The sequence below is a fragment of the Streptomyces sp. NPDC096324 genome (genome assembly GCF_044763015.1).
In the GTDB taxonomy this organism is placed as follows: Bacteria; Actinomycetota; Actinomycetes; order Streptomycetales; family Streptomycetaceae; genus Streptomyces.
Map to the genome: position 1 here is coordinate 419,629 of NZ_JBIWFK010000003.1, position 23,889 is coordinate 443,517.

Below are 23,889 nucleotides of genomic sequence, written 5' to 3' on the forward strand. Positions count from 1 at the left end.
GTTAGCCCTTCACTCCGGTGAGCGTGACGCCTTCGACGAACGCCTTCTGCGCGAAGAAGAACACGAGGATCACGGGGGCCATGACCAGGACGGTCGCGGCCATGGTGAGATTCCAGTCGGTGTGGTGCGCGCCCTTGAACGACTCCAGGCCGTAGCTGAGCGTCCAGGCGCCCGGGTTCTCGGACGCGTAGATCTGGGGGCCGAAGTAGTCGTTCCAGGCGTAGAAGAACTGGAAGAGCGCGACGGCCGCGATGCCGGGCTTCGCCATCGGCAGGACGATCCGCAGCAGCGTCCGCAGGTCCCCGCAGCCGTCGACCTTGGCGGCGTCCAGGTACTCGTTCGGGATGGTCATCAGGAACTGGCGCAGCAGGAAGATGGAGAACGCGTCCCCGAACGCCATCGGGATGATCAGCGGCCACAGGGTGCCGGACAGGTCGAGCTGCTTGGCCCAGAACAGGTACATGGGGATGATCACGACCTGCGGCGGCAGCATCATCATCGAGATGACCAGCATCAGCGACAGATTCCGGCCGCGGAAGCGGAACTTGGCCAGGGCGTAGGCGACGGGGATCGACGAGACGACCGTCAGGACCGTGCCGACACCGGCGTACAGCAGTGTGTTCTTCCACCAGGTGAGGAAGCCGGGGGTGTCGAAGACCTTCTTGTAGTTGCCCCACTCCCAGGTGTGCGGGATCAGGTCGCGGCTGAGTGCCTGGGTGTCGCTCATGAGCGAGGTCAGGAACACGAACACGAAGGGCAGCACGAAGAAGAGGGCGGCCGCGACGCCGAGGGAGTGGACCGCGACCCACTCCAGGAGGGCCCTGCGCCGGGCGGTGCGTTCGGCGGGGGAGACGGCCTTCGCCAACTCCACCGGCTTGTCGAGTACTTGGGTCATCGGTCAGTCACCTGCCTGGATGAGACCGCCCCGGCGCCGCATCAGGAACGCGGTGAACACCATGGACAGGGCGAACAGCACGAGCGCGACCACACAGGCGGAGCCGTAGTCGAAGCGCTGGAAGCCGAGGTTGTAGACGAGCTGGGGCAGGGTGAGCGTCGACTTGTCGGGGTAGCCGGGCTCGAACTGCGTGCCGGCGCCCTGGATGACGCCCGAGGCGACCTTCCCGGCGATCAGCGGCTGCGTGTAGTACTGCATGGTCTGGATGACCCCGGTGACCACGGCGAACATCACGATGGGCGAGATGTTCGGCAGCGTGACGTACCGGAAGCGCTGCCAGGCCGAGGCGCCGTCCAGTTCGGCGGCCTCGTACTGCTCGGTGGGCACGTCGAGGAGCGCGGCCATGAAGATGACCATCAGGTCGCCGATGCCCCACAGGGCCAGCAGGGTCAGGGCGGGCTTGGACCAGGAGGGGTCGTTGAACCAGCCGGGGGCGGTGATGCCGGCCTTCTCCAGGATCGAGTTGACGGGTCCCGTACCGGGGTTGAGGAGGAAGGCGAAGGCCATGGTGGCGGCCACCGGCGGGGCGAGGTAGGGCAGATAGAAGAGGGTGCGGAAGACACCCGTGCCCGTCCTGATCTTCGTGATCAGCAGTCCGACGCCGAGCCCGAACAGCACCCGCAGGGTCACCATGACGAGGACCAGCCACAGGGTGTTGCGCAACGCGGGCCAGAACAGTGGGTAGTTCTCGAAGACGTAGCGCCAGTTCTGCGTCCCGCTCCACGTCGGCGCCCTGAAGCCGTCGTAGTGCATGAAGGAGAAGTAGACGGTCGAGATCAGCGGGTAGGCGAAGAAGACCGCGAAGCCGATCAGCCAGGGCGACATGAAGGCGAGGGTCCGCAGCGCCGACCTGCGGCGCTTCGAGGCGAGCGTGACAGTACTCATGTCCGTGCGGCTACTTCGCCTGCGCGATGTCCGTGTCGATCTGCTTGGCCGTGGCCGCGAGGCCCGCCTTCAGATCCTTGGCCCGGCCGCTCTCGTAGTCGTATCCGAACTGCTGGAGCGTCACGAGGTAGGTGCCGCCGTTGATGGACGCCGGGGTCGTCGTCGAGTTCGGGTTCGAGGCGATGTCCAGGAACGTCTTGAAGCGCGGGTCGTACTTCAGCTTCGGCGACTTGAGGGCGGCGAGGGTCGAGGGCACGTTGTGGATGTCGTTGGCGAAGCCGACCACCGCGTCCGTGTTCGTGGTCATGTACTTGACCAGCTCCCAGGCCGCGTTCTGCTTCTTGCTCGTGGACGGGATGCCCGCGATCGTGCCGGTGATGTACCCCTTGCCGTACTGGTCCGCCTGGTCGTCCGGGACGGGCAGCGGGGCGACACCGATCTCGAAGTCCGGCTTGGCCTCCTCGGCCATGCCGAGCCGCCACTCGCCGTCGAGCTGCATGGCCACCTGGCCGGTGTGGAAGGGGTGCTTGGGGCCCCACTCGTCACCGAGCTTGGAGCGGTAGGTCTCCAGCTTCTTGAAGCCGCCGAGTTCGTCGACGAGCTTCTTCTGGAGGGTGAACCCGGCCGTGAAGGCGGGGTCCTTGGCGATGTTCGACTTGCCGTCGGCGTCGAAGTACGTCGGCGAGAACTGCCCGAAGTAGTGCTCGGTGGTGGACTCCCAGCCGTGGTAGTTCGGCATGAAGCCGAGCTGGGAGTACGAGTCGCCCTGGGCGATCGTGAGCTTCTTGGCGTCCTTCGCGAACTCGGACCAGGTCTTCGGCGGGGAGGCGATGCCGGCCTTCTCGAACGCGTCCTTGTTGTAGTAGAGCCCGTACGCGTCACCGAGGAGGGGCACCGTGCAGCGGTTGCCGTCGAACTGGGTGTACTCGTTCATCGCCTTCGGGAAGGCCGTCTCGGGGTCGATGTCCGCCTTCTTGAAGAAGGGGTTCAGATCGACGAACGCGCCGGACGAGCAGAACTTGCCCACGTTGTTGGTGGTGAAGGACGAGACCACGTCGGGGGCCTTGTCGCCGCCCGCGCGCAGCGCCTGGTTGATCTTGTCGTCGGTCATGTTGCCGACGATGTTCACGTGGATGTTGGGGTGCGCCTTCTCGAAGCCGGCGACCATCGTCTTCACGGCCTTGACCTCGTTCGGTGCGCTCCAGCCGTGCCAGAAGTTGATCGTCTGTTCCTTGGAGGCGTCGTCGCCCCCGCCGCTGTCGGACTGGCCGGTACAGGCGGTGGCGAAGAGGGCTATCGAGGCGGAGGCGGCGAGTGCGACAGCCACCTTTCGTGACATTCCGGGCATGACGGGATCTCCCTGCGAAGGACGGGGCGGGACATGACGGGGTGTGGGCTCGGGAAGGGGGAGCGGCGGGGGTGGGGCGGACTCAGCGGGAGGTGTCGAAGACCTCGTCGCGGGTGGCCGCCAGGGCGCTCTCCAGCGCCCCGCGCAGCACGGGGTGTTCGTGGACGTCGCCGACGACGAGACGCGGCCGGGACGCGGCCAGCTCCTCCAGTTCGGCCTGGACCAGGGCGCGCAGCGGTTCGCCGCCCGCGGTGAGCGAGGCTCCGCTGAGGACGACCAGTTCGGGGTCGAGCACGGAGACCAGGGAGGCCAGACCGGTGGCGAGTCCGGTCGCGTACCGCTCCAGGAGCTGCCGGTAGGGGCCCGTGTCGACGGCGGCGGCCCGTTCGACGAGGGTCGCCGCGACCTCGGTGCAGGGGCCGGTGGGCAGGTCCTGGACGCCGAGTTCGCGGGCCAGCGCGGGGAGGGCCTGGGAGCCGGCGAGTTCCTGGTAGCCACCGCTGTTGGCGCGGGTCACCTGGCGCACCAGGGGCGCGCCGGGCACCGGCAGGAAGCCGACCTCGCCCGCGCCGCCGGTCCAGCCGCGGTGCAGCCGGCCGCCGAGGACGAGGGCGGCGCCGAGGCCGCCCTCGTTCCACAGCAGGACGAAGTCCTGGTGTCCCCGGGCGGCGCCGAGCCGCTGCTCGGCGATGGCCACGAGGTTGACGTCGTTCTCGTACTCGACGGGCATCGGCAGGGCCGCGGCCAGTTCGTCGAGGAGGGTGGGGGAGTGCCAGCCGGGCAGGTGGGAGGCGTAGCGCAGCCGGCCGGTGTTGGGGTCGAAGGCGCCGGGGGTCGCGATGACCAGACGGCGGACGTCGTCGCGGGCGAGCCCGGCGGCCTTCACCGCGCCGTCGAGGGCGTCGGTGACCTGTCGCACGACGGGCTGGGACGGACGGCGACCGGGGGTGGGCAGTTCGTACGTGCCGATCGTGCGGCCGGTGATGTCGGCGACGGCGGCGAGGACCCGCTCGGGGGTGACGTCGAGGCCCGCGGCGTGGGCGGCGCCCGGATTGACCTCGTAGAGCTGGGCGCTGGGGCCCGGCCGGCCCTCGCTGGTGCCGGTGGCCAGGACGAGCCCGGCGGCTTCCAGACGGGCGAGGAGCTGGGAGGCGGTGGGCTTGGACAGTCCGGTGAGCTTCCCGATCCGGGTCCGCGAGAGCGGCCCGTGCGCGAGCAGCAGATCGAGGGCGGCGCGGTCGTTCATCGCGCGCAGGACGCGCGGGGTGCCCGGCGTACCGGCGGATCCTGCCATGTCTGTCGCCACCTGCCCTTCGTCGACCGACCAGCTTCCCAGGGGTGCCTCGGGGAAGTCCACCCAAGATCATTGTTAGGAAAGTTTCCTATTGCTGGTGCGAGGAAAGTAGGCCGCAGGTGGTGCGGGCGTCAAGAGCAACCGCCGTCCGGTTCGCGGAGTTGTCGCCGGAACGCGCGAAGCCGCCCCCGCCGCGGACGAGTTCGTCTGCTGCGGGGGCGGCTCGGGTGGGACGGGAGAGGCCCTGGCCTCGGCTACTTCACGTCGACGTAGTCGCCGGTGGCCGTGGCGGTGCCCGTGGTGGACGTGCCCGCGAACGAGTAGCGGTACGAGCCGTCGGCAGAGGCCTTGACCGTGGTGCTCAGGGCGCCCGCGGTGCCGGAGGTCACCGTCTTGACCGTCTTGTAGGCGCCGGCGCCCTTGGCCTTGAACTGGAGGGCGGCCGCCTGGCCCTTGTAACCGGTGTACCTGCCGGACGCCCAGTCGGCGCGGGTCAGCGTGCCCTTGACGGTGAGAGTTGCGCCCTTCTTCACCGGCTCGGGAGTGGCGTTGACGGTGAGCTTCGCTGCGCGCTTGACCTGGGCGGAGCCGGGAACTCCCCACATGTCGTAGCCGAACTGCATGCTGATGTGGTTGTCGGAGTCGTCGTTGTCCGAGGTGCTGCTGCTGTAGAAGCCGGCCACCTTCCAGGTGCCGGCGTCCGCCGCCTCGTACAGGTACTCGTCGGGCTCGACGTAGATGACCTCGGTGCAGGACTGCGTGACCGTCGTGGCGGTCGTGGCCGTCGTGGTGCAGATCGGGGCGTCGTCCGGCCCCAGCTCGTTCTCCTGCCGCGAGAGCGACGCCCCGCGGTACAGGAGGATGCCCGCGACGCTCTTCATGTCGTCGATGACGAGGTCGGCCGGGCGGACGAAGGTGTACGTGACCGGGACCTTCACCGTGTTGGTGGTGCCGACGACGATCGCCTTGCCGTGGTTGACCACCACGTTGGAGAAGGAGAGGTCCGGCGTGGCGGCCGACGCGGACGGCACGGCCAGGGCGGACAGGGCCAGGGCGCCGGACACGGCGGCACCTATGGCGTACTTGCGCATGGTTCCCCACATTCGAGGCGGGCCCCTGGGCGTTGAGCTCCAGAACAAGGGCCCGCTGTTGGGGCGACAGTAGACGGTTGAATCATGTGGCCGGAATGCGGGGGCCTTGTGAAGACGATCAGTCGCATGCCGGTGTGTGCGGTGGGGGCCGCGGGTAGGAATCGCGTGTCGGTGCGTCAGTAGCGTGATCGCCCAGGCCCATGACGGCTTCGTCACGATCGGCCGGCCGCGGACGGGGTGGGGTGCGGGACTTTGTGCCGATGCGCACCTCTCGGGGAGGGGTCGCTCGTGAAGCTGCTGATGGCGTGCTGGCGCGCGGCCGGGGCCAGGTGCGTGCCGGTGGCGCTCCCCCTGATGGCCGTCGAATTCGTGGACGGCGGCTTCGGGCGGGACTCGGTGGCCCTCGTGCTGGTCGGCAGGCCGTCGATATGGGCGGTCCTGGCGCTCGGCTGGGCGGCCGTCGGGGTGCGGTCGCTGCGGCGGCGGGCCGGTACGGCCGGAATCACGCTCTCCGTCGCGGTGCTGGACGACCGGCAGAAGCACGTGCTGCGTCCGGTGCGGAACTCGGAGGGGTGGCAGGAGCGGGTCCGCGGGGAACTGCTGGCCTCGGAGCGGTCGTTCCTCGTGGCCGAGAAGGGCCGCGAGGAGGTCCACTTCCGGTGGCGTCCCGGGCGCAAGGACCGGTCGGTCCGGGGATCGATGACTTTTGACGAGCCCTCGGGAGACGTCGTCCTCGACGTCCGGGGCGGCGAGGAGTTCCCGGGGGTGGCCGCCCTGGGCAACGGGACGGCGTTCACCGCCGTGTGCCAGATAGCCGCGGCGACCGGGCTGGAGGCGGCACCGCTCGCGGAGGAACACCCGAGGAACACGAGCGGCGGACCGGCCGAACAGCGCTGAGGACGACGGGGCGGCCAAGGACGACCCGGCGGCTGGGGATGAAGCAGCGCCTGACGGCGAGGGCGCGCCTGACAGCGAGGGCGTGCCTGACGGCGAAGGTGCGACTGGCGACGAGGGCGCGGCTGGGGATGAAGTAGCGCCTGACGGCGAGGGTGCGACTGGCGGCGAAGGTGCGGCGGAGGACGAAGCAGCGGCTGACGACGAAGGGGCGGCGCCCGGATGTTCCGGGCGCCGCCCCTTCCTCGTACCGCCGCGTCCTACTTCGGCACGCTCGACGGAGCCGGAGCCGCCGGAGCCGGGATGGGCGAGCTCGCCACCGACTGGGGGGACTCCGCGTTGGCGAACACCGACGGGGCCGCCACCGCGGCCGACGGGTCGAGGGGCTCCTCCTCCGCGGGCGCGGTGGGGCCGCCCACGATGCGGATCTCCGCGGCGTCGAAGGCGCGCTTGATGCGCCAGCGCAGCTCGCGCTCCACGGACATGGCCTTGCCGGGCATCGTCTTGGCCGAGACCCGGACCACCATGGAGTCGAGGAGGACGCTGTCCAGGCCCAGGATCTCGATCGGGCCCCACAGCCGCTCGTTCCAGGGCTCTTCCTTGCTGATGGTCTCGGCGACGTCGCCGATGACGGACCGGACGTGGTCCAGGTCCTCCGAGGCGCGGACCGTGACGTCCACACCGGCCGTCGCCCAGCCCTGGGAGAGGTTCCCGATGCGCTTGACCTCGCCGTTGCGGATGTACCAGATCTCACCGTTGTCGCCGCGCAGCTTGGTCACGCGCAGACCCACCTCGATGACCTCGCCGGAGGCCACACCCGCGTCGATCACGTCACCGACGCCGTACTGGTCCTCCAGGATCATGAAGACACCGGAGAGGAAGTCCGTGACCAGGTTGCGGGCGCCGAAACCGATGGCGACACCGGCCACACCCGCGGAGGCGAGCAGCGGGGCCAGATTGATCTCGAACGTGCTGAGGATCATCAGCGCGGCCGTGCCCATGATCAGGAAGGACGCGACGGAGCGCAGCACCGAGCCGATGGCCTGGGAGCGCTGACGGCGGCGTTCCACGTTCACCAGCAGACCGCCGAGCGCCGTGCCGTCGACCGCCTCGGCGGTGCGGCCCATCCGGTCGATGAGCTTGGTGATCGCCCGGCGCACGAACACTCTCAGTATCGCCGCGATCACCAGCACCAGCAGGACGCGCAGACCTATGGCCAGCCAGGTCGACCAGTTCTCCTCGACCCAGCTCGCGGCATGGGTCGCCTTCTCCTGGGCGTCCTGGAGCGTGGGGGTCACCACACCGGTCGTCGTCGAGGGGGACGGCGACGGGGCCGGAGCGGCGGCCAGGGCCGATAGGACGGGCAGGGACACAGCAGGTACCTCCAGGCGTAGCGGTCTGCCCGCGGCGGGGACACGGGAGGGGTTGCCGTCCGGGCAGAACCACCACACTAACGGGGCATCGTGTGTGGATCGTTGTCATCTCCGGGGGAGAGACCGTGCTCACCTGGGGATGTAGGGGGTGTGGTCGAAAACACTCCCAGCCCGTTACCGGGACATGGTGGCGCCACCACCAGGCATGAGGGGAGACTGACTGCAGATCGTCCCGGCGCGAGCCACGCGCCGCCGGCGTACAAGGAGGCATCCGTGCCGCACGTCCTGGTCCTCAACGCGTCGTACGAGCCGCTCGGCGTCGTACCGCTCCACCGCGCGCTCGTCCTCGTCCTTGAGAACAAAGCCGTCTGTCTCGAGGAATCCGGCGCCTTCATGCACAGCGCGACCGTTACTGTCCCCGCACCCAGCGTGGTCCGGCTGAAGAGGTTCGTCCGGGTCCCCTACCGAGGGCCCGTCCCGCTGACCAGGCGAGCTCTGTTCGCCCGCGACGGCGGCCGGTGCATGTACTGCGGTGGCGTCGCAACCAGCGTCGACCACGTCATCCCGCGCTCCCGCGGGGGTCAGCACGCCTGGGACAACGTGGTGGCGTCCTGCCGCCGCTGCAACCACACCAAGGCCGACCGCCACCTGGTCGAGATCGGCTGGCGCCTGCGCCACAAACCCGCCCCGCCGACGGGGCTCGCCTGGCGCATCATCGGAACCGGGCACAGGGACCCGCGCTGGATGCCCTACCTGCAACCGTACGGCGCGGACGACGCCATGGCCCGGATCGACGGCATCTCAGCCTGACGATCCGGGCCTTTGTGATGGTGGCGCCGGCCGCCATCACTTCCGGCGTCGGGAGGACCCCCGTGCTCCCGACCGCCGGCACCCGTGCCGCACGGGCGTCCGGGCCTGCCCGGCACCGCCCGCCCGCGGGCTTCACGGGCGCTCGGGGCTGCCCACGGGCCGGACGCGGGCGGTCACGCCTGACGCAGCTCCGCGGGCCGCACCGAGCGGCGCAGCAGGGGCAGTGACGTGGCCGCGGCCAGCAGAGAGGCCGTGTAGACGGCGACGGGGACGACCAGCGGCAGCACCGGCACGAATCCGCCGCCCGCGAGCTGCCCGTACCAGACACCGATGCCGAGGCCCCCGGCACCGGCGAGCGCGGTCGCGGGGGCGAGCGGCAGGGCCGTCTCCAGCAGCAGGGCACGGCCGAGCACCGCCCGGGGCACCCCTGCGGCGGTCTGCGCGGCGAGGCCGCGGCGGCGGGTCGCCAGCGATTCGGCGGTTCCCACGGCCAGTCCGGACAGGGCGATCGCGAGGGCGAGCAGGATCGCGGCGCCCGCGAGATCGATGCCGGTCGTGTAGAAGGAAAGGTCGGCGGGCAACGAGGCGCGGTCCCGCCCGGCGAGGGCGTCGAGCAGCACCTGACGTACGCCGACGAAGCCCGTCCCCACGACGGTCACCAGCAGGACCGCCGCATGGGTGCGGGCACCCGCCCAGGGGTCGTCCCGCAGTCGCTCGGCCGCGATCAGGACCGCCGGGCTCCCGGTCCGCCCGGCCAGCACGCGGCCCGTCAGCCGGGCACTCGCCCCGGCCGCCCAGACGGCGCCGACGCCCGTGACTATCACCACGCCGAACACGAACGCCGGGGCCGTCTCGAACCCGCCGAAGGTGCGCGGAGCGAGGGCGAGCCCGGTGAGAAGCGTCACGAGAGCCGTCAGGAGGACGGCGGGACCCGGCCCCCGCCCGCGGTCCGGGCGCACCCGGCGCACCCAGCCGAGCGGCGAGGCCACCACCCGGCGCAGGGCCAGCGCGCTCACCAGCGCGCCCAGCACGGGCACGGCGAGCGCGATTCCCGCGAAGCCGGCCCAGACGACGGCCGGCGGGTTGTGCCACTGGCGCAGCAGGACCGGGACACCGACGGCGGTGGCGACGGCCGAGCCGGTCAGGCACGCGAGGCCCGCCTCCAGGGCGGCGATCCGCCGCACCTGCGCCGGGCCGGCCCCCGCCAGGCGCAGCGTGGCCAGCCGCCGGTCGCGGTGCACGGCCCCGACGCGGGCGCACTGGCCGAGGAAACCGAGCACCGGCACCAGTAGGAGCAGCAGGGCGAGCACCACGCCCGCCCGCTCGCCGGGCTGTCGCAGCAGGCCGTGGGCCAGGGGCAGGGAGTACTGCCCCTGGAGCGAGGCGATGGCGACGGCCGCCAGGCAGAGCCCGGTGGCCAGGGCCGCCCCGACGGCCGTCAGCGCGACCCGCCACACCTCGCGCCGGTCGGAACCGCGGGTCAGGAGCAGGGCGATACGGAGATCGGTCCTCACCGGGACACCTCCGTCGTGGCCGCCGGTGCCGTCGCCGGGGTGCCGGAGCCGGTCACGACCCCGTCCCGCAGCGCGACCTCACGGTCCGCGTACGCCGCCACCTGGGCGTCGTGCGTGATCAGCAGGACCGCCGTGCCGGCCTCCCGGGCGGTGTGGATCAGGGCGGTCATCACCCGCTCTCCGGCGAGGGAGTCCAGCGCGCCGGTCGGCTCGTCCGCGAAGACGGCCTTCGGATCCGTGACGAGGGCCCGCGCCAGCGCCACCCGCTGGGCCTGGCCGCCGCTCATCTCGCCGGGCCGCAGCGCCTCCTGACCCCGTACGCCGAACCGCTCCAGCCACTCGCCCGCCCGCTCGCGCGCCGCCGCCCGGGAGGCACCCGCGAGCAGCAGGGGCAGCGCCACGTTGTCGGCGGCGGTCAGTTCGGGGATGAGCTGCCCGAACTGGAACACCACGCCGAAGTCCGTGCGGCGCAGTTCGCCGAGCCGCTTCTCGGGGAGCAGGTCGAGGCGCTCGCCGCCGTACTCCACCGTTCCGCCGTCGGGCCTGACGATGCCCGCCAGGCAGTGGAGCAGGGTGGACTTGCCGCTGCCGCTGGCCCCGGTGACGGCGAGGACCTCGCCCGCGGCCAGGTCCAGTGAGACGCCGCGCAGCGCCCGGGTCGGGCCGTGCGCCTTGACCAGGTCCCTGGCGGTCAGAAGGGGGGTGCTCATACGGGGTCGACCTCCGCGGTCAGGGGGGTGAGCCGGGCCGCTGTCGTCGTCATCCAGCGGAGGTCGGCGTCGAGGTGGTTGAGGGCGTAGTCGGCCGACAGGACGGTCGCGAGATCGGCGCCGGGTGCCGTCTTCACCGCCGTGAGCTCGCGCATCCGCGCCATGTGCGCCGCGCGCTGTGCCCGCAGATAGCCGGCCGGGTCCGCCGAGGCGAGGATCGAGACGACGACCTTGGCGAAGATCTCGTTCGTCACGAAGGGCGCGGGCGGCGCGATCTCGCCCGCCCAGCGGGTCAGTTCGCGCGTTCCGTCGCCGGTCGAGCGGTGCAGGGTCCGCTCGGGGCCTCCGTCCGAGTCGGTGCCGTCGACCGCGGCGAGACCGTCGCGGACCAGCCGCTGCAACGTCGTGTACACCTGCCCGTACGCCAGCGGGCGGGCCTGCGGGAAGCGTTCGTCGTGCCGTCGCTTGAGGTCGTACCCATGGCTGGGTCCTCCGGCGAGCAGCCCCAACAGGATGTGACGGGTACTCATGGAGATCAGTATGCACTCAAGATATGTACTGAGTGAATAGTTGACTGCGAAAAGCTGATCACGCGGGGCCGAGGAGCGCGGGGAAGCGCAGAGGGCGGGGGCGCCGATGAGTGCCTGGGGTGCTTGGGGCGCCGGGGAGCGCAGGAGGGTGCCGAGGGGCGCGAGGAGCGCCGAGGGTCTCAGTCCGCGACCGCGTACGCCTCCGCCGACCACAGCGAGTACCCGTACTCCGTGGCCCGCCGCATCCCCTGGACGCGGACGTACCGGACGTCGCGTTCGTCGAAGCGGAGGGACTCCCGGCCGCCGCGGCCGTCGGTCACGGTCGTCGCCGTGCGCCACACGCGTCCGTCGGTGGAGACCTGGACGCGGTACGCGGACGGGTGCGCGTCCTGCCAGGTCAGCACGAGTCCGCCGAGGCGCACCGGCTCGGCGAACCGCACCTGCCACCAGGCGCCGTCGTCCACCGGGGAGGACCAACGGGTCGCCGGATCGCCGTCGTTGGCCGCCGAGGCGGGGAAGTCGGGGGTCTCGTCGGCGGACGAGGAGGCCGTGCCGGTGCGGGCGAGATCGGGGCCCGCCGTACGCGGGAAGGCGCGGACGGTCAGGGTGCGGGTCCGGGCGCCGAAGGCGACCGTCACCTCGTACGAGCCCGACGGCGTCCCCGGCGGGACCGTGACCTCGACGACGCTGTCGACGACGGCGCCCCGCGCCAGGGTCGGCGAGGGCCGCGAGACCTTGACCCGGATGCCCTCGGGAGCGCGTGCGGTCAGCTCGCCGCTGACGCCGGTGGGCCGCAGGGACGTCAGCCGGGCCGTGATCCGCTCGGTGCCGCCGATCTCCACGTCCGTCGTGGAGCGGGCCAGGTCCAGGGCCGCGGCGGGCGTGTCGGCGAACCACGGCACGAGATAGCGGACCTGGGAACGCTCGGGCCCGACGACCCGCAGCGCGTCCACACGCACGCCCGCCATGCCGATCTCCGTCGCGCCGATCTCCGTCGCGCCGCCGGCGGTGAGGGCGCCGAGGTACCGCCAGCCCTCGCCCGGCACGCGCGCCTCGACGAAGCCCGTCGCGCCGGGGTCGGTGAGCACGCTGACGTCGGTGAGGGTGCGGGGGCGCGGGAGCAGCACGACGCGGCCGTCCTGCCCGCCGCCGTCCCGCGTGGTGCCGTCGTCCGGCGTGGTCCCCGCGCCGTCCGCGCCGCCGCCGCCCCGTCCGCCCGTGTCCGCCGTGCCCGCGCCGCCGGTCCCCGTGCCGCCGTCCCCGGTCGCGCCGGGGTCCTTCGGGGCTCCCCGGCCGGTGGAGGACTCGTTGCCGAGGCCCGCCCACTGCTCGTACGCCGTGCGGGCCCGCGTCAGGAACGGGTCGAGCACGCCCGTGCCGACCTTCACCTGGCTCGCCGCGAGCTCGCCGCGCAGCCGGTTCAGCGCGCGGTACGCCGTCCACGCCGCCGTCGCGTCACCCCTCGACTGGGCGTCGAGGAGCGCGACGGCCGTCTCGCCGGCCTCGCCGTAGCGCGCCAGCTGCCCGGTCCAGGGCTCCACTTCGGTGGCGATCGGCCGGCCCGCCAGCCGTTCCGGCGTCTCGCGCATCACGGTGAAGGCCGCGCGCAGCCGCCCGGCCGCACGCTCGCCCGCGGCGCGGTCCGTGCCCGTCCACGCCTGCCAGAACGCCTCCAGGAGCGGGCGCAGGTACGCCGACTCCTCGCCGCCGAGGACGGAGGACGCCTCGTTCCCGGCCAGCGCGCGCAGCGCCTCCGCGTCCTGGGCGTTCCCGCCCGCGAGATCCTCGATCGCGGCCTCCCAGGACTCCTGGGGCCGGTAGTCCCGCGGGTTCCACGCGTAGTCGGCCGTCGTGAACAGCGGGATGCGGGAGGCCTCCGCCTGGGGCATCGCGTTGGCGAGCAGCGCCGCCGAACCCGTAGCCACCGCCGGGTCGCGCCCCTGGTAGGGGCCGAGGAACACGCGGTCCTGCGCGTAGTCGTTGACGGGGTAGTTGTCCATGGTGACGAGCCGATGGCTGCCGAACACGGCCTGGGTGCGCGCCAGTTCGCCGCCGGTGATGGTCTTCGGCACGACGCCGATGCCCGTCCAGGCGACCTCGACGCGCTTGTCCAGCGCGGCCGCCAGCTTCCGGCGGTAGTCGGTCGAGCCGTCCTCGTAGTACTCCGTCGGCATCAGGGACAGCGCGGCCACCTCCGGGTGGCGGGCGGCGAGATGCCGGGCCACGGCGTTCGCCACCCGCGCCTGCGCCCTCGCCGCCGCCCCGGGGCCGGAGCCGAACGCGACCGCGTCCTCCTCGCAGTGCCACTCGGTGTAGCTGACGTCCTGGAACTGGAGCTGGAAGGACCGGAATCCGAGCGCCCACATGGCGTCGAGCTTGCGTGTCAGGGCCTTCACGTCGGCGTCCGAGGAGAAGCACATCGCCTGTCCCGGGGCCACCGCCCAGGTCAGCGTGACGTGATTGCGGAGCGCCCGTTCCGCCAGGTCCCGGAAGCGGGCGCGCTCCCCGGCCGGGTAGGCCTCACGCCAGCGCGCCTGTCGGAAGAGGTCGTCGCCGGGCGCGTACACATAGCGGTTCTGCTTGGTCCTCCCCATGAAGTCGAGCTGTGCGAGCCGCTGTTCAGGGGTCCACGGGCTGCCGTAGAACCCCTCGGTGACGCCCCGCGCGGCGGTGCCGGGCCAGTCGCGGACGACGGCACCGGCGATCCGGCCGTCGGCGCCGAGGAGTTGGCCCAGGGTCTGCACTCCGTGGAACAGGCCGTCCTCGCCGACCCCCGCGAGCGCGACCGTGTCCCGGCCGTCGGCGCGGCCGACGGCCAGCCGGTAGCCGCCGGAGGGGAGGTCGGCGCGCGGCGCGGCGCCGAGCGCCGTGAGCGCCCGCTCCAGGGAGCCCGACGCGGCGCGCGTGAGGCCGAAGGTCCCCGCGTCCCGCCCGCCGGTGTCCGCGGCGTCCGTCCCCAGGCGCACCACCAGGGCATGCGCCGGGAGCGCGTCACCGTCGCGCGCCGTCGTGATCGTGCGCGCGCCGGCCCGTCGCAGCAGCGCGCGCAGTGCTTCGAGGGCGTACGGGTCGAGATCGCCGGCCGGGGCGTACGCGTCGACGCTCACGCCGGGGGCGTACGAGGTCAGGGGGACGCCCGGGCCGTACGAACCGGCCGGAGAGCCCGGGCCACCGGAGGTGTCCGGCGCCGGGGTGACCAGGACGACCTCGTCCGTGACGGTGACGGCGGCGCCGTTCGCGCGCAGCGACTGGGGGCGGGGCCAGACGGCGGGCACGGTGCTTCCGGTGGGTTCCTGGTCGCTCCCGGCGGGCACGCGGTCGTCCGCGGAGGCCGCCGGGCCGTGGGGCGCCGCGAGGGCCGCGGGGGCCGTGACGAACGTGCTCGCGACCACGGCGAACGCCAGTGCGGTCGCTCCTTTTCCACGCCCGAGTCGCACGGTTCCCCCTCGTAGCCCGCCATCCCGGCTGCGGCTTCGGTGTGCCGTCGAGCCCACCATTCGGGTGGTGAAGGTGTCAACGAGAGTGGCCGAAGTGCCGGGATTACCCCAGCCTGGAGGCGTGGCCCGGCCCCGCGGGACGGCGACGGAATGTGACCAGGAGCACGTTGTCCGTCCGTGAGCGTCTGCCGTCGCGCCCACGGGGTAGGGCTGCGATGACCGCCCGGTGCATCCGTTTCCGGCACGAACCGCCGGAATGCCCCCGGTCGCCGTATCCGACCTCGACAAGGAGGCCCCCGTGGCCGCATCGGCACACCTGCTCCTGACGGCCCTGTCCGAACGCGCGGCCCAGGCGGCCGTCCCCGGCCCGCGCGCCGGCCGGGCGTCCGCCGAGCCCGAGACCGCCCACCTGTGCCCGCTCGGCTCGGAGAGTGCCTGCTCCGCGGCACCCCTGACCAGCGAACCCCCGCTGCCCGACGCCGAGCCGCTGACCAGTGAGCCGCCGCTCGCGGACGCCGCGCACCTCACGAGCGAGCCCACCTCGACCGGCGCCGCGTCGGGGGTCTGATGGCACCCACCGGGCCCGCCGACCCGCCGCGGACGGCCTCGGAGTCGGCGCCGCGGACGCCCCTGTCCCAGCTCGCCGAACTGCACGGTGTCGCCCCCGAGTACAGCCCGTCCCCCGGCCGCACGGTCGCGGCGCCGGACACCGCGCTCGTCGCGATCCTGGCCGCGCTCGGCGTCGACGCGAGCACCCCGGAAGCCGTCCGGGCGGCTCTCGCGCTGCACGAGGCCGAGACGGCGAGGCGACTGCTGCCGCCGACCCTGGTGTGCTGGGGCGGTCTCGTCCCCGCCGAGGTCGCCGCACTGCCGGACGGCACCCGTCTGAGCGTCACCACCGAACAGGGCGAGTCCCGCGCGTCCGCCGAGAACCTTCCGCCCGGTGTCCACACGCTGCACGCCACCGCCCCCGACGGCCGCGCCGCCGAGACCCACCTCGTCGTCGCCCCCACCCGGCTGCCCGCGCCGCCCGGACGCGCCCACGGCCTGCTCGTCCAGCTCTACTCCCTGCTCTCCCGCCACTCCTGGGGCATGGGCGACCTCGGCGACCTCGCCGAGCTGACCGCCTGGGCGGGACGGGCGCTCGGCGCCGGATTCGTCCAGGTCAACCCGCTGCACGCGGCCGTGCCCGGCGACCCCACCGACCCCTCCCCGTACCGGCCCTCCTCCCGCCGCTTCCCCGACCCGGTGCACCTGCGCGTCGAGGACGTCCCCGAATACCCCTACGCCGAGGACCAGGACCGGCTGCGCACCCTGCGGGAGCGCGCCGAACGGCTGCGCGACTCCGTTCTGCGCAAGGGCGCGCTCATCGACCGCGACGCCGTGTGGGAGCTCAAGCGCGAGGCGCTCGCCGCGGTGCGCGCCGTACCGCTCGGGCCCGGACGGCAGGCCGCGTACGCCGACTTCCTCGCCGAGGAGGGCCGGGCGCTGGAGGACCACGCCACCTGGTGCGCGCTCGCCGAGGTGCACGGCTCCGACTGGCGGAACTGGCCCGTGGCCCTGCGCGACCCCCGCTCGCAGGCGACCGCCCGCGCCCGGGGCGAACTGATGGACCGCGTCGACTTCCACAGCCGGCTCGCCTGGCTCACCGAGGCCCAGCTCGCCCGCGCCCAGCGCTCCGCGCGCGACGCGGGCATGTCCATCGGTCTCGTGCACGACCTCGCCGTCGGCGTCCACCCCGACGGAGCCGACGCCTGGGCCCAGCAGGAGTACTTCGCGGCCGGCATGTCCGTCGGCGCGCCCCCCGACGCCTTCAACGCGCGCGGCCAGGACTGGGGCCTGCCGCCCTGGCGGCCCGACCGGCTCGCCGCCTCGGGCTACGCCCCCTACCGCCGGCTGCTGCGCGCGCTCCTGCGTCACGCCGGCGCCCTGCGCATCGACCACGTCATGGGCCTGTTCCGGCTCTGGTGGATCCCCGAGGGGCAGCCGCCCACCGAAGGCTCGTACGTCCGCCACGACGCCGAGGCGATGCTCGCGATCCTCGTCCTGGAGGCCTCGCGGGCCGGAGCCCTGGTCATCGGCGAGGACCTCGGCACCGTCGAACCCGGGGTGCGCGAGAAGCTCCAGGAACGCGGCGTGCTCGGCACCTCGGTGCTGTGGTTCGAACGCGACTGGGACGGGGACGGCCTGCCCCTGCCGCCCGAGGGCTGGCGCGCCGACTGCCTGGCCACCGCCACCACCCACGACCTGCCCTCCACCGCGGCCCGGTTCACCGGCGAGCATGTCGAACTCCGCGACCGCCTCGGCCTGTTGACCGGCTCCCTCGACGAGGAACGGGCGGCCGCCGCCGCGGACGTCCGGGAGTGGCTGGCGCTGCTCTCCCGGCTCGGGCTGCTGCGCGGTCCGAGCGGCGGGGCGCCCGCCTCGGTGGAGGAGGCCGAGATCCAGGCCGTGCACCGCTTCCTGCTGCGCACCCCGGCCCGGCTGATCGGCGTCTGGCTCCCGGACACCGTCGGCGACCGCCGCCCGCAGAACCTTCCGGGCACCTGGGACGAGTACCCCAACTGGCGGCTGCCCGTCGCCGACGCCGAGGGCCGCCCGGTGACCCTGGAGGAGCTGGCCGCGTCACCCAGGCTGCACGCCCTCATCGACGTGGTGCGGGCGGAGAGCGAGCGCACGGGCGCGTCCGGGAGCCCTCCGGAACAGCCGCCCCGTGCCCCGTGACCTCCGTACGGCACCCCGGGCGCGCGTCCCCGTCGGGTGTTCGCTACGTTTGCACCGTGGACAAGAAGAACGCCCTGCGCGCCGGTGCCCTGGCGGCCGGCACGACGCTGATGATGCTGCTCATGTCGTCCCCCGCGCTCGCGCTGACCCGCGACGACGGCGACGACCCCGGCTCCGGCCTGAGCGTGATCGAGACGCTCGGCCTGTATGTCGCGCTGCCGCTCGTGCTGTTCGGGGGCATCACCGCCCTCGTGATGGTCCTGGACAAGTCCCACAAGCAGCCGAAGCAGGGCTGAGCCCCGCGCACCGACTCTGCGCCGAGGGAGTCCGCGTACCCACGGGTGCGCGGACTCCCTCGCCGCGTTTTCCGGGCCCTCAGCCCCGCCGTACCTCGTACAGGAAGCAGCCGTACTCCACCGCCCGAACGTGGACCAGCGCCACCTCCGGGTCCGCGAACGCCTCCGTGAAGGCCTCGCCGATCGCGGAAGGTGTCCCGACCAGCCGCCCGCCCAGGATGCGTCCCCGGGCCGAATAGCGGCGGACCGTGCGGTGGGCGTTCGTGAACGGGAGGGCGTCCGTGGCCGGGCCCGCGCACTCCTCCGCGTGGATGAAGACCGGGCCCGTCTCGTCGTAGGGACCCGGCTCCGCGCCGGTTTGTGCCGCCCAACGGCGCAACGGGGCGTAGGAGACCAGGCGGACGCGCTCTCCGGGCTCGCTGCGGCGCAGACAGCACCGCAAGGGGGACCCGCCCTCCTCGTCGGTCAGCGGCACGGGCCGGCGGCCCGCGTCGTCGGTGTCGCGGAGCTCCTTCAGAGCGGACGCGCCGATGGGCTGTGCGGTGTACGTCGTCATGTCCCAAGGCTCACGCCCGCGACAGCCCGGCACCGGCGGGAAACGGACATCGCGCTGTGCGCGGGTCCCGTGGAAGGATGGCGCAACCCACACATAACGAGGAGATGACCGCGTGCCTGGCACAAACCTGACCCGCGAAGAGGCGCAGCAGCGGGCGAAGCTGCTCACCGTTGACTCGTACGAGGTCGAACTCGACCTCTCCGGCGCGCAGGAGGGCGGCACCTACCGGTCCGTGACCACGGTGCGCTTCGACTCCGCCGAGACCGGCGCGGAGTCCTTCATCGACCTGGTCGCCCCGGCCGTCCACGAAGTCACCCTCAACGGCGACCCGCTCGACCCCGCCGAGGTCTTCGAGGACTCGAGGATCGCGCTGCCGGGCCTCCTGGAGGGGCGCAACGTCGTCCGCGTCGTCGCCGACTGCGCCTACACCAACACCGGTGAGGGCCTGCACCGGTTCGTCGACCCCGTCGACCAGCAGGCCTACCTCTACACCCAGTTCGAGGTGCCGGACGCCCGCCGCGTCTTCGCGTCCTTCGAGCAGCCCGACCTCAAGGCCACCTTCCAGTTCACCGTGAAGGCGCCGACCGGCTGGACGGTCATCTCCAACTCGCCGACCCCGGAGCCCAAGGACGACGTCTGGGTCTTCGAGCCCACACCGCGGATCTCGACGTACATCACCGCGCTGATCGTCGGCCCGTACCACTCCGTGCACAGCGTGTACGAGAAGGACGGCCAGACCGTACCGCTCGGCATCTACTGTCGCCCCTCGCTCGCCGAGTTCCTCGACTCGGACGCGATCTTCGAGGTCACCCGGCAGGGCTTCGACTGGTTCCAGGAGAAGTTCGACTACGCGTACCCCTTCACGAAGTACGACCAGCTCTTCGTGCCCGAGTTCAACGCGGGCGCCATGGAGAACGCGGGCGCGGTCACCATCCGCGACCAGTACGTCTTCCGCTCCAAGGTCACCGACGCCGCGTACGAGCTGCGCGCCGAGACGATCCTGCACGAGCTCGCCCACATGTGGTTCGGCGACCTGGTCACCATGGAGTGGTGGAACGACCTCTGGCTCAACGAGTCGTTCGCCACCTACACCTCCATCGCCTGCCAGGCCTACCACCCCGACAGCCGCTGGCCGCACTCCTGGACCACCTTCGCCAACTCCATGAAGACGTGGGCGTACCGGCAGGACCAGCTGCCCTCCACCCACCCGATCATGGCCGAGATCCGCGACCTCGACGACGTGCTCGTCAACTTCGACGGCATCACGTACGCCAAGGGCGCCTCCGTCCTCAAGCAGCTCGTCGCCTACGTCGGCATGGACGAGTTCTTCCGCGGCGTCCAGGCCTACTTCAAGGCCCACGCCTTCGGGAACACGCGCCTGTCCGACCTGCTCGGCGCCCTGGAGGAGACCTCCGGACGCGACCTCGGCACCTGGTCGCAGAAGTGGCTCCAGACCGCCGGCATCAACATCCTGCGCCCGGAGATCGAGACCGACGCCCAGGGCGTCGTCACCGCGTTCGCCATCCGCCAGGAAGCCCCCGCGCTGCCCGCCGGCGCCCAGGGAGAGCCCACACTGCGCCCGCACCGCATCGCGGTCGGCCTCTACGAGTTCGACGGCGGCAGCGGCAAGCTGGTGCGCGACGAGCGCATCGAGCTGGACGTGGACGGGGAGCTGACCGCCGTACCGCAGCTCCTCGGCAAGCGCCGCCCCGACGTGATCCTGCTCAACGACGACGACCTGTCGTACGCCAAGGTCCGCCTCGACGAGGACTCCCTCGCCTTCGTCACCGAGCACCTCGGCGACTTCGAGTCCTCCCTGCCGCGCGCCCTGTGCTGGGCCTCGGCCTGGGACATGACCCGCGACGCGGAACTCGCCGCCCGCGACTACCTGGCCCTGGTGCTGTCCGGCATCGGCAAGGAGTCCGACATCGGTGTCGTGCAGTCGCTGCACCGCCAGGTCAAGCTCGCGATCGAGCTGTACGCCGACCCGGCCGCCCGCGAGGCGCTGCTCACCCGCTGGACGGACGCGACGCTCGCCCACCTGCGCGCGGCCGAGGCCGGCGGCGACCACCAGCTCGCCTGGGCGCGCGCCTTCGCGGCGACCGCGCGCACGCCGGAGCAGCTCGACCTCCTGGAGGCGCTGCTCGAAGACCGCGAGACCATCGAGGGCCTCGCCGTCGACACCGAGCTGCGCTGGGCGTTCGTCCAGCGGCTCGCGGCCGTCGGACGCTTCGACGAGGCGGAGATCGCCGCCGAGTACGAGCGCGACAAGACCGCCGCCGGCGAGCGGCACGCGGCCACCGCCCGCGCCGCCCGGCCCACCGAGGAGGCGAAGGCCGAGGCGTGGGCCTCGGTCGTCGAGTCCGACAAGCTCCCGAACGCCGTGCAGGAAGCGGTCATCGGCGGCTTCGTGCAGGCCGACCAGCGTGAGCTGCTCGCCCCGTACACGGACAAGTACTTCTCCGTGGTCAAGGAGATCTGGGACGCCCGCTCGCACGAGATCGCGCAGCAGATCGCGACGGGCCTCTACCCGGGCATCCACATCTCCGAGGAGACCCTCGCCAGGACGGACGCGTGGCTGGCCTCGGCCGAGCCCAACGCCGCCCTGCGGCGCCTCGTCTCGGAGTCCCGCTCGGGTGTCGAGCGCGCCCTGAAGGCGCAGGCGGCGGACGCGCGCGCGGCCACCGCCTAGGAACGGACGGGAACGGACAGACCCCGAGGGGGCGGGCACCGGCCGGTGCCCGCCCCCTCGGGCGTGTGGCGGACACGACCGCCCCCTCGGGCGGGTCGTGGACGCGGGTGTCAGCCCTCGTTGAGCTCGGCCGCCACCAGCTCCGCGATCTGGACCGCGTTCAGCGCGGCACCCTTGCGGAGGTTGTCGTTGGAGATGAACAGCGCGAGACCGTTCTCGGCCGTCTCGTCCGTCCGGATGCGGCCGACGTACGAGGCGTCCTTGCCGGCGGCCTGGAGCGGGGTCGGGATGTCCGAGAGGACGACGCCCGGGGCGCCGCCGAGGAGCTCGGTGGCGCGCTCGGCGGAGATCGGGCGGTCGAAGCGGGCGTTCACCTGGAGGGAGTGGCCGGAGAACACCGGGACGCGCACGCAGGTGCCGGAGACCTTGAGGGCGGGGATCTCCAGGATCTTGCGCGACTCGTTGCGCAGCTTCTGCTCCTCGTCCGTCTCGTTCAGACCGTCGTCGACGATCGAACCCGCGAGGGGGAGCACGTTGAAGGCGATGGGGCGCTTGTAGACCTGCGGCTCGGGGAAGTCGACCGCCTCGCCGTCGTGGGTCAGCCCGTCGGCCTCGCCGACGACCTTCAGCGCCTGGCCGTGCAGCTCCGCCACACCGGCGACACCCGAACCGGACACCGCCTGGTAGGTGGCGACGACGAGCGCCTGGAGGCCCGCCTCCTCGTGCAGCGGCTTCAGGACCGGCATCGCGGCCATCGTCGTGCAGTTCGGGTTGGCGATGATGCCCTTGGGACGGTCGGCGATCGCGTGCGGGTTCACCTCGGAGACGACGAGGGGGACCTCGGGGTCCTTGCGCCAGGCGGAGGAGTTGTCGATCACGACGGCGCCCTGGGAGGCGACCTTCTCGGCCAGCGCCTTGGAGGTGGCCCCGCCCGCCGAGAACAGCACGATGTCCAGGCCCGAGTAGTCCGCCGTGGAAGCGTCCTCCACCGTGACCCCGTCGACGACCGTCCCGGCCGAACGGGCCGAGGCGAACAGACGCAGCTCCTCGACCGGGAAGTCCCGCTCGACGAGGATCTTGCGCATGGCTGTGCCGACCATACCGGTGGCTCCGACGATTCCGACCCTCACGGCGACTCCCTTGACGTGCGTTCTTCGTGGTCCAGCGCTTCCATGATGCGTCTCACCCGGGCCCGCGTGTCCAATCCTTTCGTCGCGCGGCTCACAGCGTGGGACACGGACCCACGCGCCCGGGAGCCCGATCCTGCGGCGGCCGGGCGCGTGGGTACGAAGAAATCGCCCGGTGACACGGGGGAACCGCAAGCCGTACGGTGCGTCCCGGTCACGGATCCGGACCCGGTGTGACGTACGACTCGAACGCGGCCGAACGTTTTCACCCGCGCCGGCGTCGTAGAGGGGACGCGGGGAGGGGAGGGGTGGCTGTGCTGCGCAGAAAGCCACGTCGGGCATCGGGGGCGGACGATCCCCTGGACGCGACGCAGGAACGCCGGGTGCGGGCGGTGCTCGCGCTCGGTGGGGTGCCGCAGACGGACCTGCCGGACGGGGTACAGCAGGTCCGGCTGCGGCTGCTGGAGCGGGCCGCCAAGGGGGACGAGGCGCCGCGCGACGTGTCGGCCTGGGCGGCGGTCGTCGCCTCGAACCTTGCGATGGACTGGCACCGGGCCAAGCGCCGGCAGGAGCGGCTGGGCGAGCGGCTCGCCTCGCTGCGCCAGTTGGAGCAGCCCTCCGACGAGGAGTCCAGCGTGCTCTCGCTGGCCGTCGCCCAGGGCCTGGACGAACTGCCCGACGCCCAGCGCCAGGTCCTCGTCCTGCGGTTCTACGCCGACCTGCCGGTGCGGGACATCGCCGACGAGCTCGGCATACCCGAGGGCACGGTCAAGAGCAGGCTGCACACGGCGGTCCGCGCGCTGCGCGCCCGCCTGCACGAGGACGAGGTGGTGTGACGTGGCCGAGTACGAAGGTGTGGACGCGCTGCTGGCCGCGATCACGGACGCCGAACTGCCCGAGGGCGCTCGCGACGACGTCGTGTTCATGGCCGAGCACCGGTCGGCCGCCGCGGACGTGGACGTGCTCCGGGAACAGTTGGTCGTCATCGGTGACGCGCTGGCGGACGCCGGGAGGACCGCCGATCCGGCCCGCGGGGCCCGGAACTCCAGGGGGGCCAGGAGGCCCCGGGGGCCGCGGAGGTCGGGCGACGGGCGTCCGGGCGGCGCCCCGGGGAAGCGCTCCGGGTATCGGCGCGCGCTCGTCGTCGGGGCCGGCGCCCTGGCCGCGGCCGCGGTGGCCTCGATGGTCGTCGGGCTGGGCTGGCTGGTCACGCAGGGCGGAGCGGGCGGGGCGGACAAGACGAACTCCGCGGACGCCAAGGTGCAGGACAGCGGCGGCTCGGGCTCGCTCAGCGCCCCCGGCTACATCGCCTGCTCCCGGCTCATCGCGGAGGGCACGGTCACGAAGGTGGCCGCGGTCCCCGGCACCGCGCGGGACCGGATCACCCTGGACGTCTTCCACTACTACAAGCCGGCCACGGGCGAGAAGGAGGTCACCTTCCTGATGGACCGGGACGTCGACCCGCGGCTGCGCCGGGGCGACGAGGTGCTGGTCGCCATCCAGCGGCACGCCTCGACACCCGACATCTGGACCACGGGGGAGCAGCAGATCGCCCGCGACCGCTCCTGGATCGTCAAGGCGCTGCCCGAGTCCCGGGGCATGACGTGCGAGCAGTGACACCGGGCGCCGGCCGGTCCGGGTGAATGCCCGGCT

General features: G+C 72.5%; 20 protein-coding genes. 8 read left to right on the forward strand and 12 right to left on the reverse strand.

Annotation, left to right across the window (positions count from 1 at the left end):
• Position 1: 1 nt before the first annotated feature.
• From ACIQ7M_RS09280 to ACIQ7M_RS09300, 5 genes are all read right to left on the reverse strand, one after another.
• Entirely contained in the window at positions 2-895 is an 894-nt protein-coding gene (locus ACIQ7M_RS09280; RefSeq protein WP_403641638.1) for a carbohydrate ABC transporter permease, read from the reverse strand.
• Between the two features lie 3 nt (positions 896-898).
• The gene (locus ACIQ7M_RS09285) at positions 899-1,840 is read right to left on the reverse strand and encodes a sugar ABC transporter permease (RefSeq protein WP_355763075.1); all 942 of its coding nucleotides are present in this window, start codon (positions 1,838-1,840) and stop codon (positions 899-901) included.
• Between the two features lie 10 nt (positions 1,841-1,850).
• A complete protein-coding gene (locus ACIQ7M_RS09290) occupies positions 1,851-3,188 on the reverse strand; it encodes an ABC transporter substrate-binding protein (protein ID WP_355763072.1) in 1,338 nt (445 codons plus the stop codon).
• Positions 3,189-3,270: 82 nt separating this feature from the next.
• Positions 3,271-4,482: an ROK family transcriptional regulator gene (locus ACIQ7M_RS09295; protein WP_403641642.1), complete on the reverse strand. Its 1,212-nt coding sequence runs from the start codon at positions 4,480-4,482 to the stop codon at positions 3,271-3,273.
• Positions 4,483-4,736: 254 nt separating this feature from the next.
• The gene (locus ACIQ7M_RS09300) at positions 4,737-5,573 is read right to left on the reverse strand and encodes a hypothetical protein (protein ID WP_403641645.1); all 837 of its coding nucleotides are present in this window, start codon (positions 5,571-5,573) and stop codon (positions 4,737-4,739) included.
• Between the two features lie 288 nt (positions 5,574-5,861).
• On the opposite strand from ACIQ7M_RS09300, the gene ACIQ7M_RS09305 reads away from it, so the two are divergent.
• A complete protein-coding gene (locus tag ACIQ7M_RS09305; protein WP_403641648.1) occupies positions 5,862-6,470 on the forward strand; it encodes a hypothetical protein in 609 nt (202 codons plus the stop codon).
• A gap of 257 nt (positions 6,471-6,727) precedes the next feature.
• Here the strand turns inward: ACIQ7M_RS09305 and ACIQ7M_RS09310 are convergent, their stop codons facing one another.
• A complete protein-coding gene (locus ACIQ7M_RS09310; protein WP_355763061.1) occupies positions 6,728-7,840 on the reverse strand; it encodes a mechanosensitive ion channel family protein in 1,113 nt (370 codons plus the stop codon).
• A 273-nt stretch (positions 7,841-8,113) separates the two neighbouring features.
• Here ACIQ7M_RS09310 and ACIQ7M_RS09315 point away from each other — a divergent pair, with 273 nt between their 5' ends.
• Positions 8,114-8,650: an HNH endonuclease gene (locus ACIQ7M_RS09315; RefSeq protein WP_037618871.1), complete on the forward strand. Its 537-nt coding sequence runs from the start codon at positions 8,114-8,116 to the stop codon at positions 8,648-8,650.
• Between the two features lie 173 nt (positions 8,651-8,823).
• Here the strand turns inward: ACIQ7M_RS09315 and ACIQ7M_RS09320 are convergent, their stop codons facing one another.
• From ACIQ7M_RS09320 to ACIQ7M_RS09335, 4 genes are all read right to left on the reverse strand, one after another.
• A complete protein-coding gene (locus tag ACIQ7M_RS09320; RefSeq protein ID WP_403641653.1) occupies positions 8,824-10,164 on the reverse strand; it encodes an FtsX-like permease family protein in 1,341 nt (446 codons plus the stop codon).
• Positions 10,161-10,874 carry an ABC transporter ATP-binding protein gene (locus tag ACIQ7M_RS09325; protein ID WP_403641656.1) on the reverse strand — a complete coding sequence of 238 codons (714 nt, stop codon included), beginning with the start codon at positions 10,872-10,874 and terminating at the stop codon, positions 10,161-10,163. The genes ACIQ7M_RS09320 and ACIQ7M_RS09325 overlap by 4 nt, the downstream gene beginning before the upstream one ends.
• Positions 10,871-11,404, reverse strand: coding sequence for a PadR family transcriptional regulator (locus tag ACIQ7M_RS09330; RefSeq protein ID WP_403641659.1), 534 nt, complete (start codon positions 11,402-11,404; stop codon positions 10,871-10,873). Before ACIQ7M_RS09330 ends, ACIQ7M_RS09325 begins: the two co-directional genes overlap by 4 nt.
• 179 nt (positions 11,405-11,583) lie before the next feature.
• Complete coding sequence (locus tag ACIQ7M_RS09335) at positions 11,584-14,841, reverse strand: beta-N-acetylglucosaminidase domain-containing protein (RefSeq protein WP_403641662.1); 3,258 nt, start codon at positions 14,839-14,841, stop codon at positions 11,584-11,586.
• Between the two features lie 298 nt (positions 14,842-15,139).
• Between ACIQ7M_RS09335 and ACIQ7M_RS09340 the strand changes: the two genes are divergently transcribed.
• The 3 genes from ACIQ7M_RS09340 to ACIQ7M_RS09350 are packed head-to-tail and all read left to right on the forward strand — an operon-like array spanning position 15,140 to position 17,861.
• Positions 15,140-15,409 carry a hypothetical protein gene (locus tag ACIQ7M_RS09340; RefSeq protein WP_355773774.1) on the forward strand — a complete coding sequence of 90 codons (270 nt, stop codon included), beginning with the start codon at positions 15,140-15,142 and terminating at the stop codon, positions 15,407-15,409.
• A complete protein-coding gene (malQ, locus tag ACIQ7M_RS09345; RefSeq protein ID WP_403641665.1) occupies positions 15,409-17,565 on the forward strand; it encodes a 4-alpha-glucanotransferase in 2,157 nt (718 codons plus the stop codon). Before ACIQ7M_RS09340 ends, malQ begins: the two co-directional genes overlap by 1 nt.
• Positions 17,566-17,621: 56 nt before the next feature.
• On the forward strand, positions 17,622-17,861 hold the full coding sequence (locus ACIQ7M_RS09350; protein WP_339129379.1) for a hypothetical protein: 240 nt from the start codon (positions 17,622-17,624) through the stop codon (positions 17,859-17,861).
• A 79-nt stretch (positions 17,862-17,940) separates the two neighbouring features.
• On the opposite strand, the gene ACIQ7M_RS09355 is transcribed toward ACIQ7M_RS09350, so the two are convergent.
• Positions 17,941-18,417, reverse strand: coding sequence for a DUF1203 domain-containing protein (locus tag ACIQ7M_RS09355; RefSeq protein ID WP_403641668.1), 477 nt, complete (start codon positions 18,415-18,417; stop codon positions 17,941-17,943).
• A 112-nt stretch (positions 18,418-18,529) separates the two neighbouring features.
• Between ACIQ7M_RS09355 and pepN the strand changes: the two genes are divergently transcribed.
• Entirely contained in the window at positions 18,530-21,109 is a 2,580-nt protein-coding gene (gene pepN / locus ACIQ7M_RS09360) for an aminopeptidase N (protein ID WP_403641671.1), read from the forward strand.
• 110 nt (positions 21,110-21,219) lie between these two features.
• Here pepN and ACIQ7M_RS09365 read toward each other — a convergent pair whose 3' ends face one another.
• On the reverse strand, positions 21,220-22,239 hold the full coding sequence (locus ACIQ7M_RS09365; RefSeq protein WP_389838765.1) for an aspartate-semialdehyde dehydrogenase: 1,020 nt from the start codon (positions 22,237-22,239) through the stop codon (positions 21,220-21,222).
• A 311-nt stretch (positions 22,240-22,550) separates the two neighbouring features.
• Here ACIQ7M_RS09365 and ACIQ7M_RS09370 point away from each other — a divergent pair, with 311 nt between their 5' ends.
• Positions 22,551-23,072 carry an RNA polymerase sigma factor gene (locus ACIQ7M_RS09370; protein WP_403641676.1) on the forward strand — a complete coding sequence of 174 codons (522 nt, stop codon included), beginning with the start codon at positions 22,551-22,553 and terminating at the stop codon, positions 23,070-23,072.
• A gap of 1 nt (position 23,073) precedes the next feature.
• Positions 23,074-23,853, forward strand: a complete 780-nt coding sequence (locus ACIQ7M_RS09375) for a hypothetical protein (protein WP_403641679.1) — start codon at positions 23,074-23,076, stop codon at positions 23,851-23,853.
• The last annotated feature ends 36 nt before the right edge of the window (positions 23,854-23,889 follow it).

Excerpts from the sequence above, each read along its gene's own strand:
- ACIQ7M_RS09280 (WP_403641638.1), bottom strand. The coding sequence starts at position 895 with ATGACCCAAGTACTCGACAAGCCGGTGGAGTTGGCGAAGGCCGTCTCC.
- ACIQ7M_RS09285 (WP_355763075.1), bottom strand. The coding sequence starts at position 1,840 with ATGAGTACTGTCACGCTCGCCTCGAAGCGCCGCAGGTCGGCGCTGCGG.
- ACIQ7M_RS09355 (WP_403641668.1), bottom strand. The coding sequence starts at position 18,417 with ATGACGACGTACACCGCACAGCCCATCGGCGCGTCCGCTCTGAAGGAG.
- malQ (WP_403641665.1), top strand. The coding sequence starts at position 15,409 with ATGGCACCCACCGGGCCCGCCGACCCGCCGCGGACGGCCTCGGAGTCG.
- ACIQ7M_RS09300 (WP_403641645.1), bottom strand. The coding sequence starts at position 5,573 with ATGCGCAAGTACGCCATAGGTGCCGCCGTGTCCGGCGCCCTGGCCCTG.
- ACIQ7M_RS09330 (WP_403641659.1), bottom strand. The coding sequence starts at position 11,404 with ATGAGTACCCGTCACATCCTGTTGGGGCTGCTCGCCGGAGGACCCAGC.
- ACIQ7M_RS09295 (WP_403641642.1), bottom strand. The coding sequence starts at position 4,482 with ATGGCAGGATCCGCCGGTACGCCGGGCACCCCGCGCGTCCTGCGCGCG.
- ACIQ7M_RS09290 (WP_355763072.1), bottom strand. The coding sequence starts at position 3,188 with ATGCCCGGAATGTCACGAAAGGTGGCTGTCGCACTCGCCGCCTCCGCC.
- ACIQ7M_RS09325 (WP_403641656.1), bottom strand. The coding sequence starts at position 10,874 with ATGAGCACCCCCCTTCTGACCGCCAGGGACCTGGTCAAGGCGCACGGC.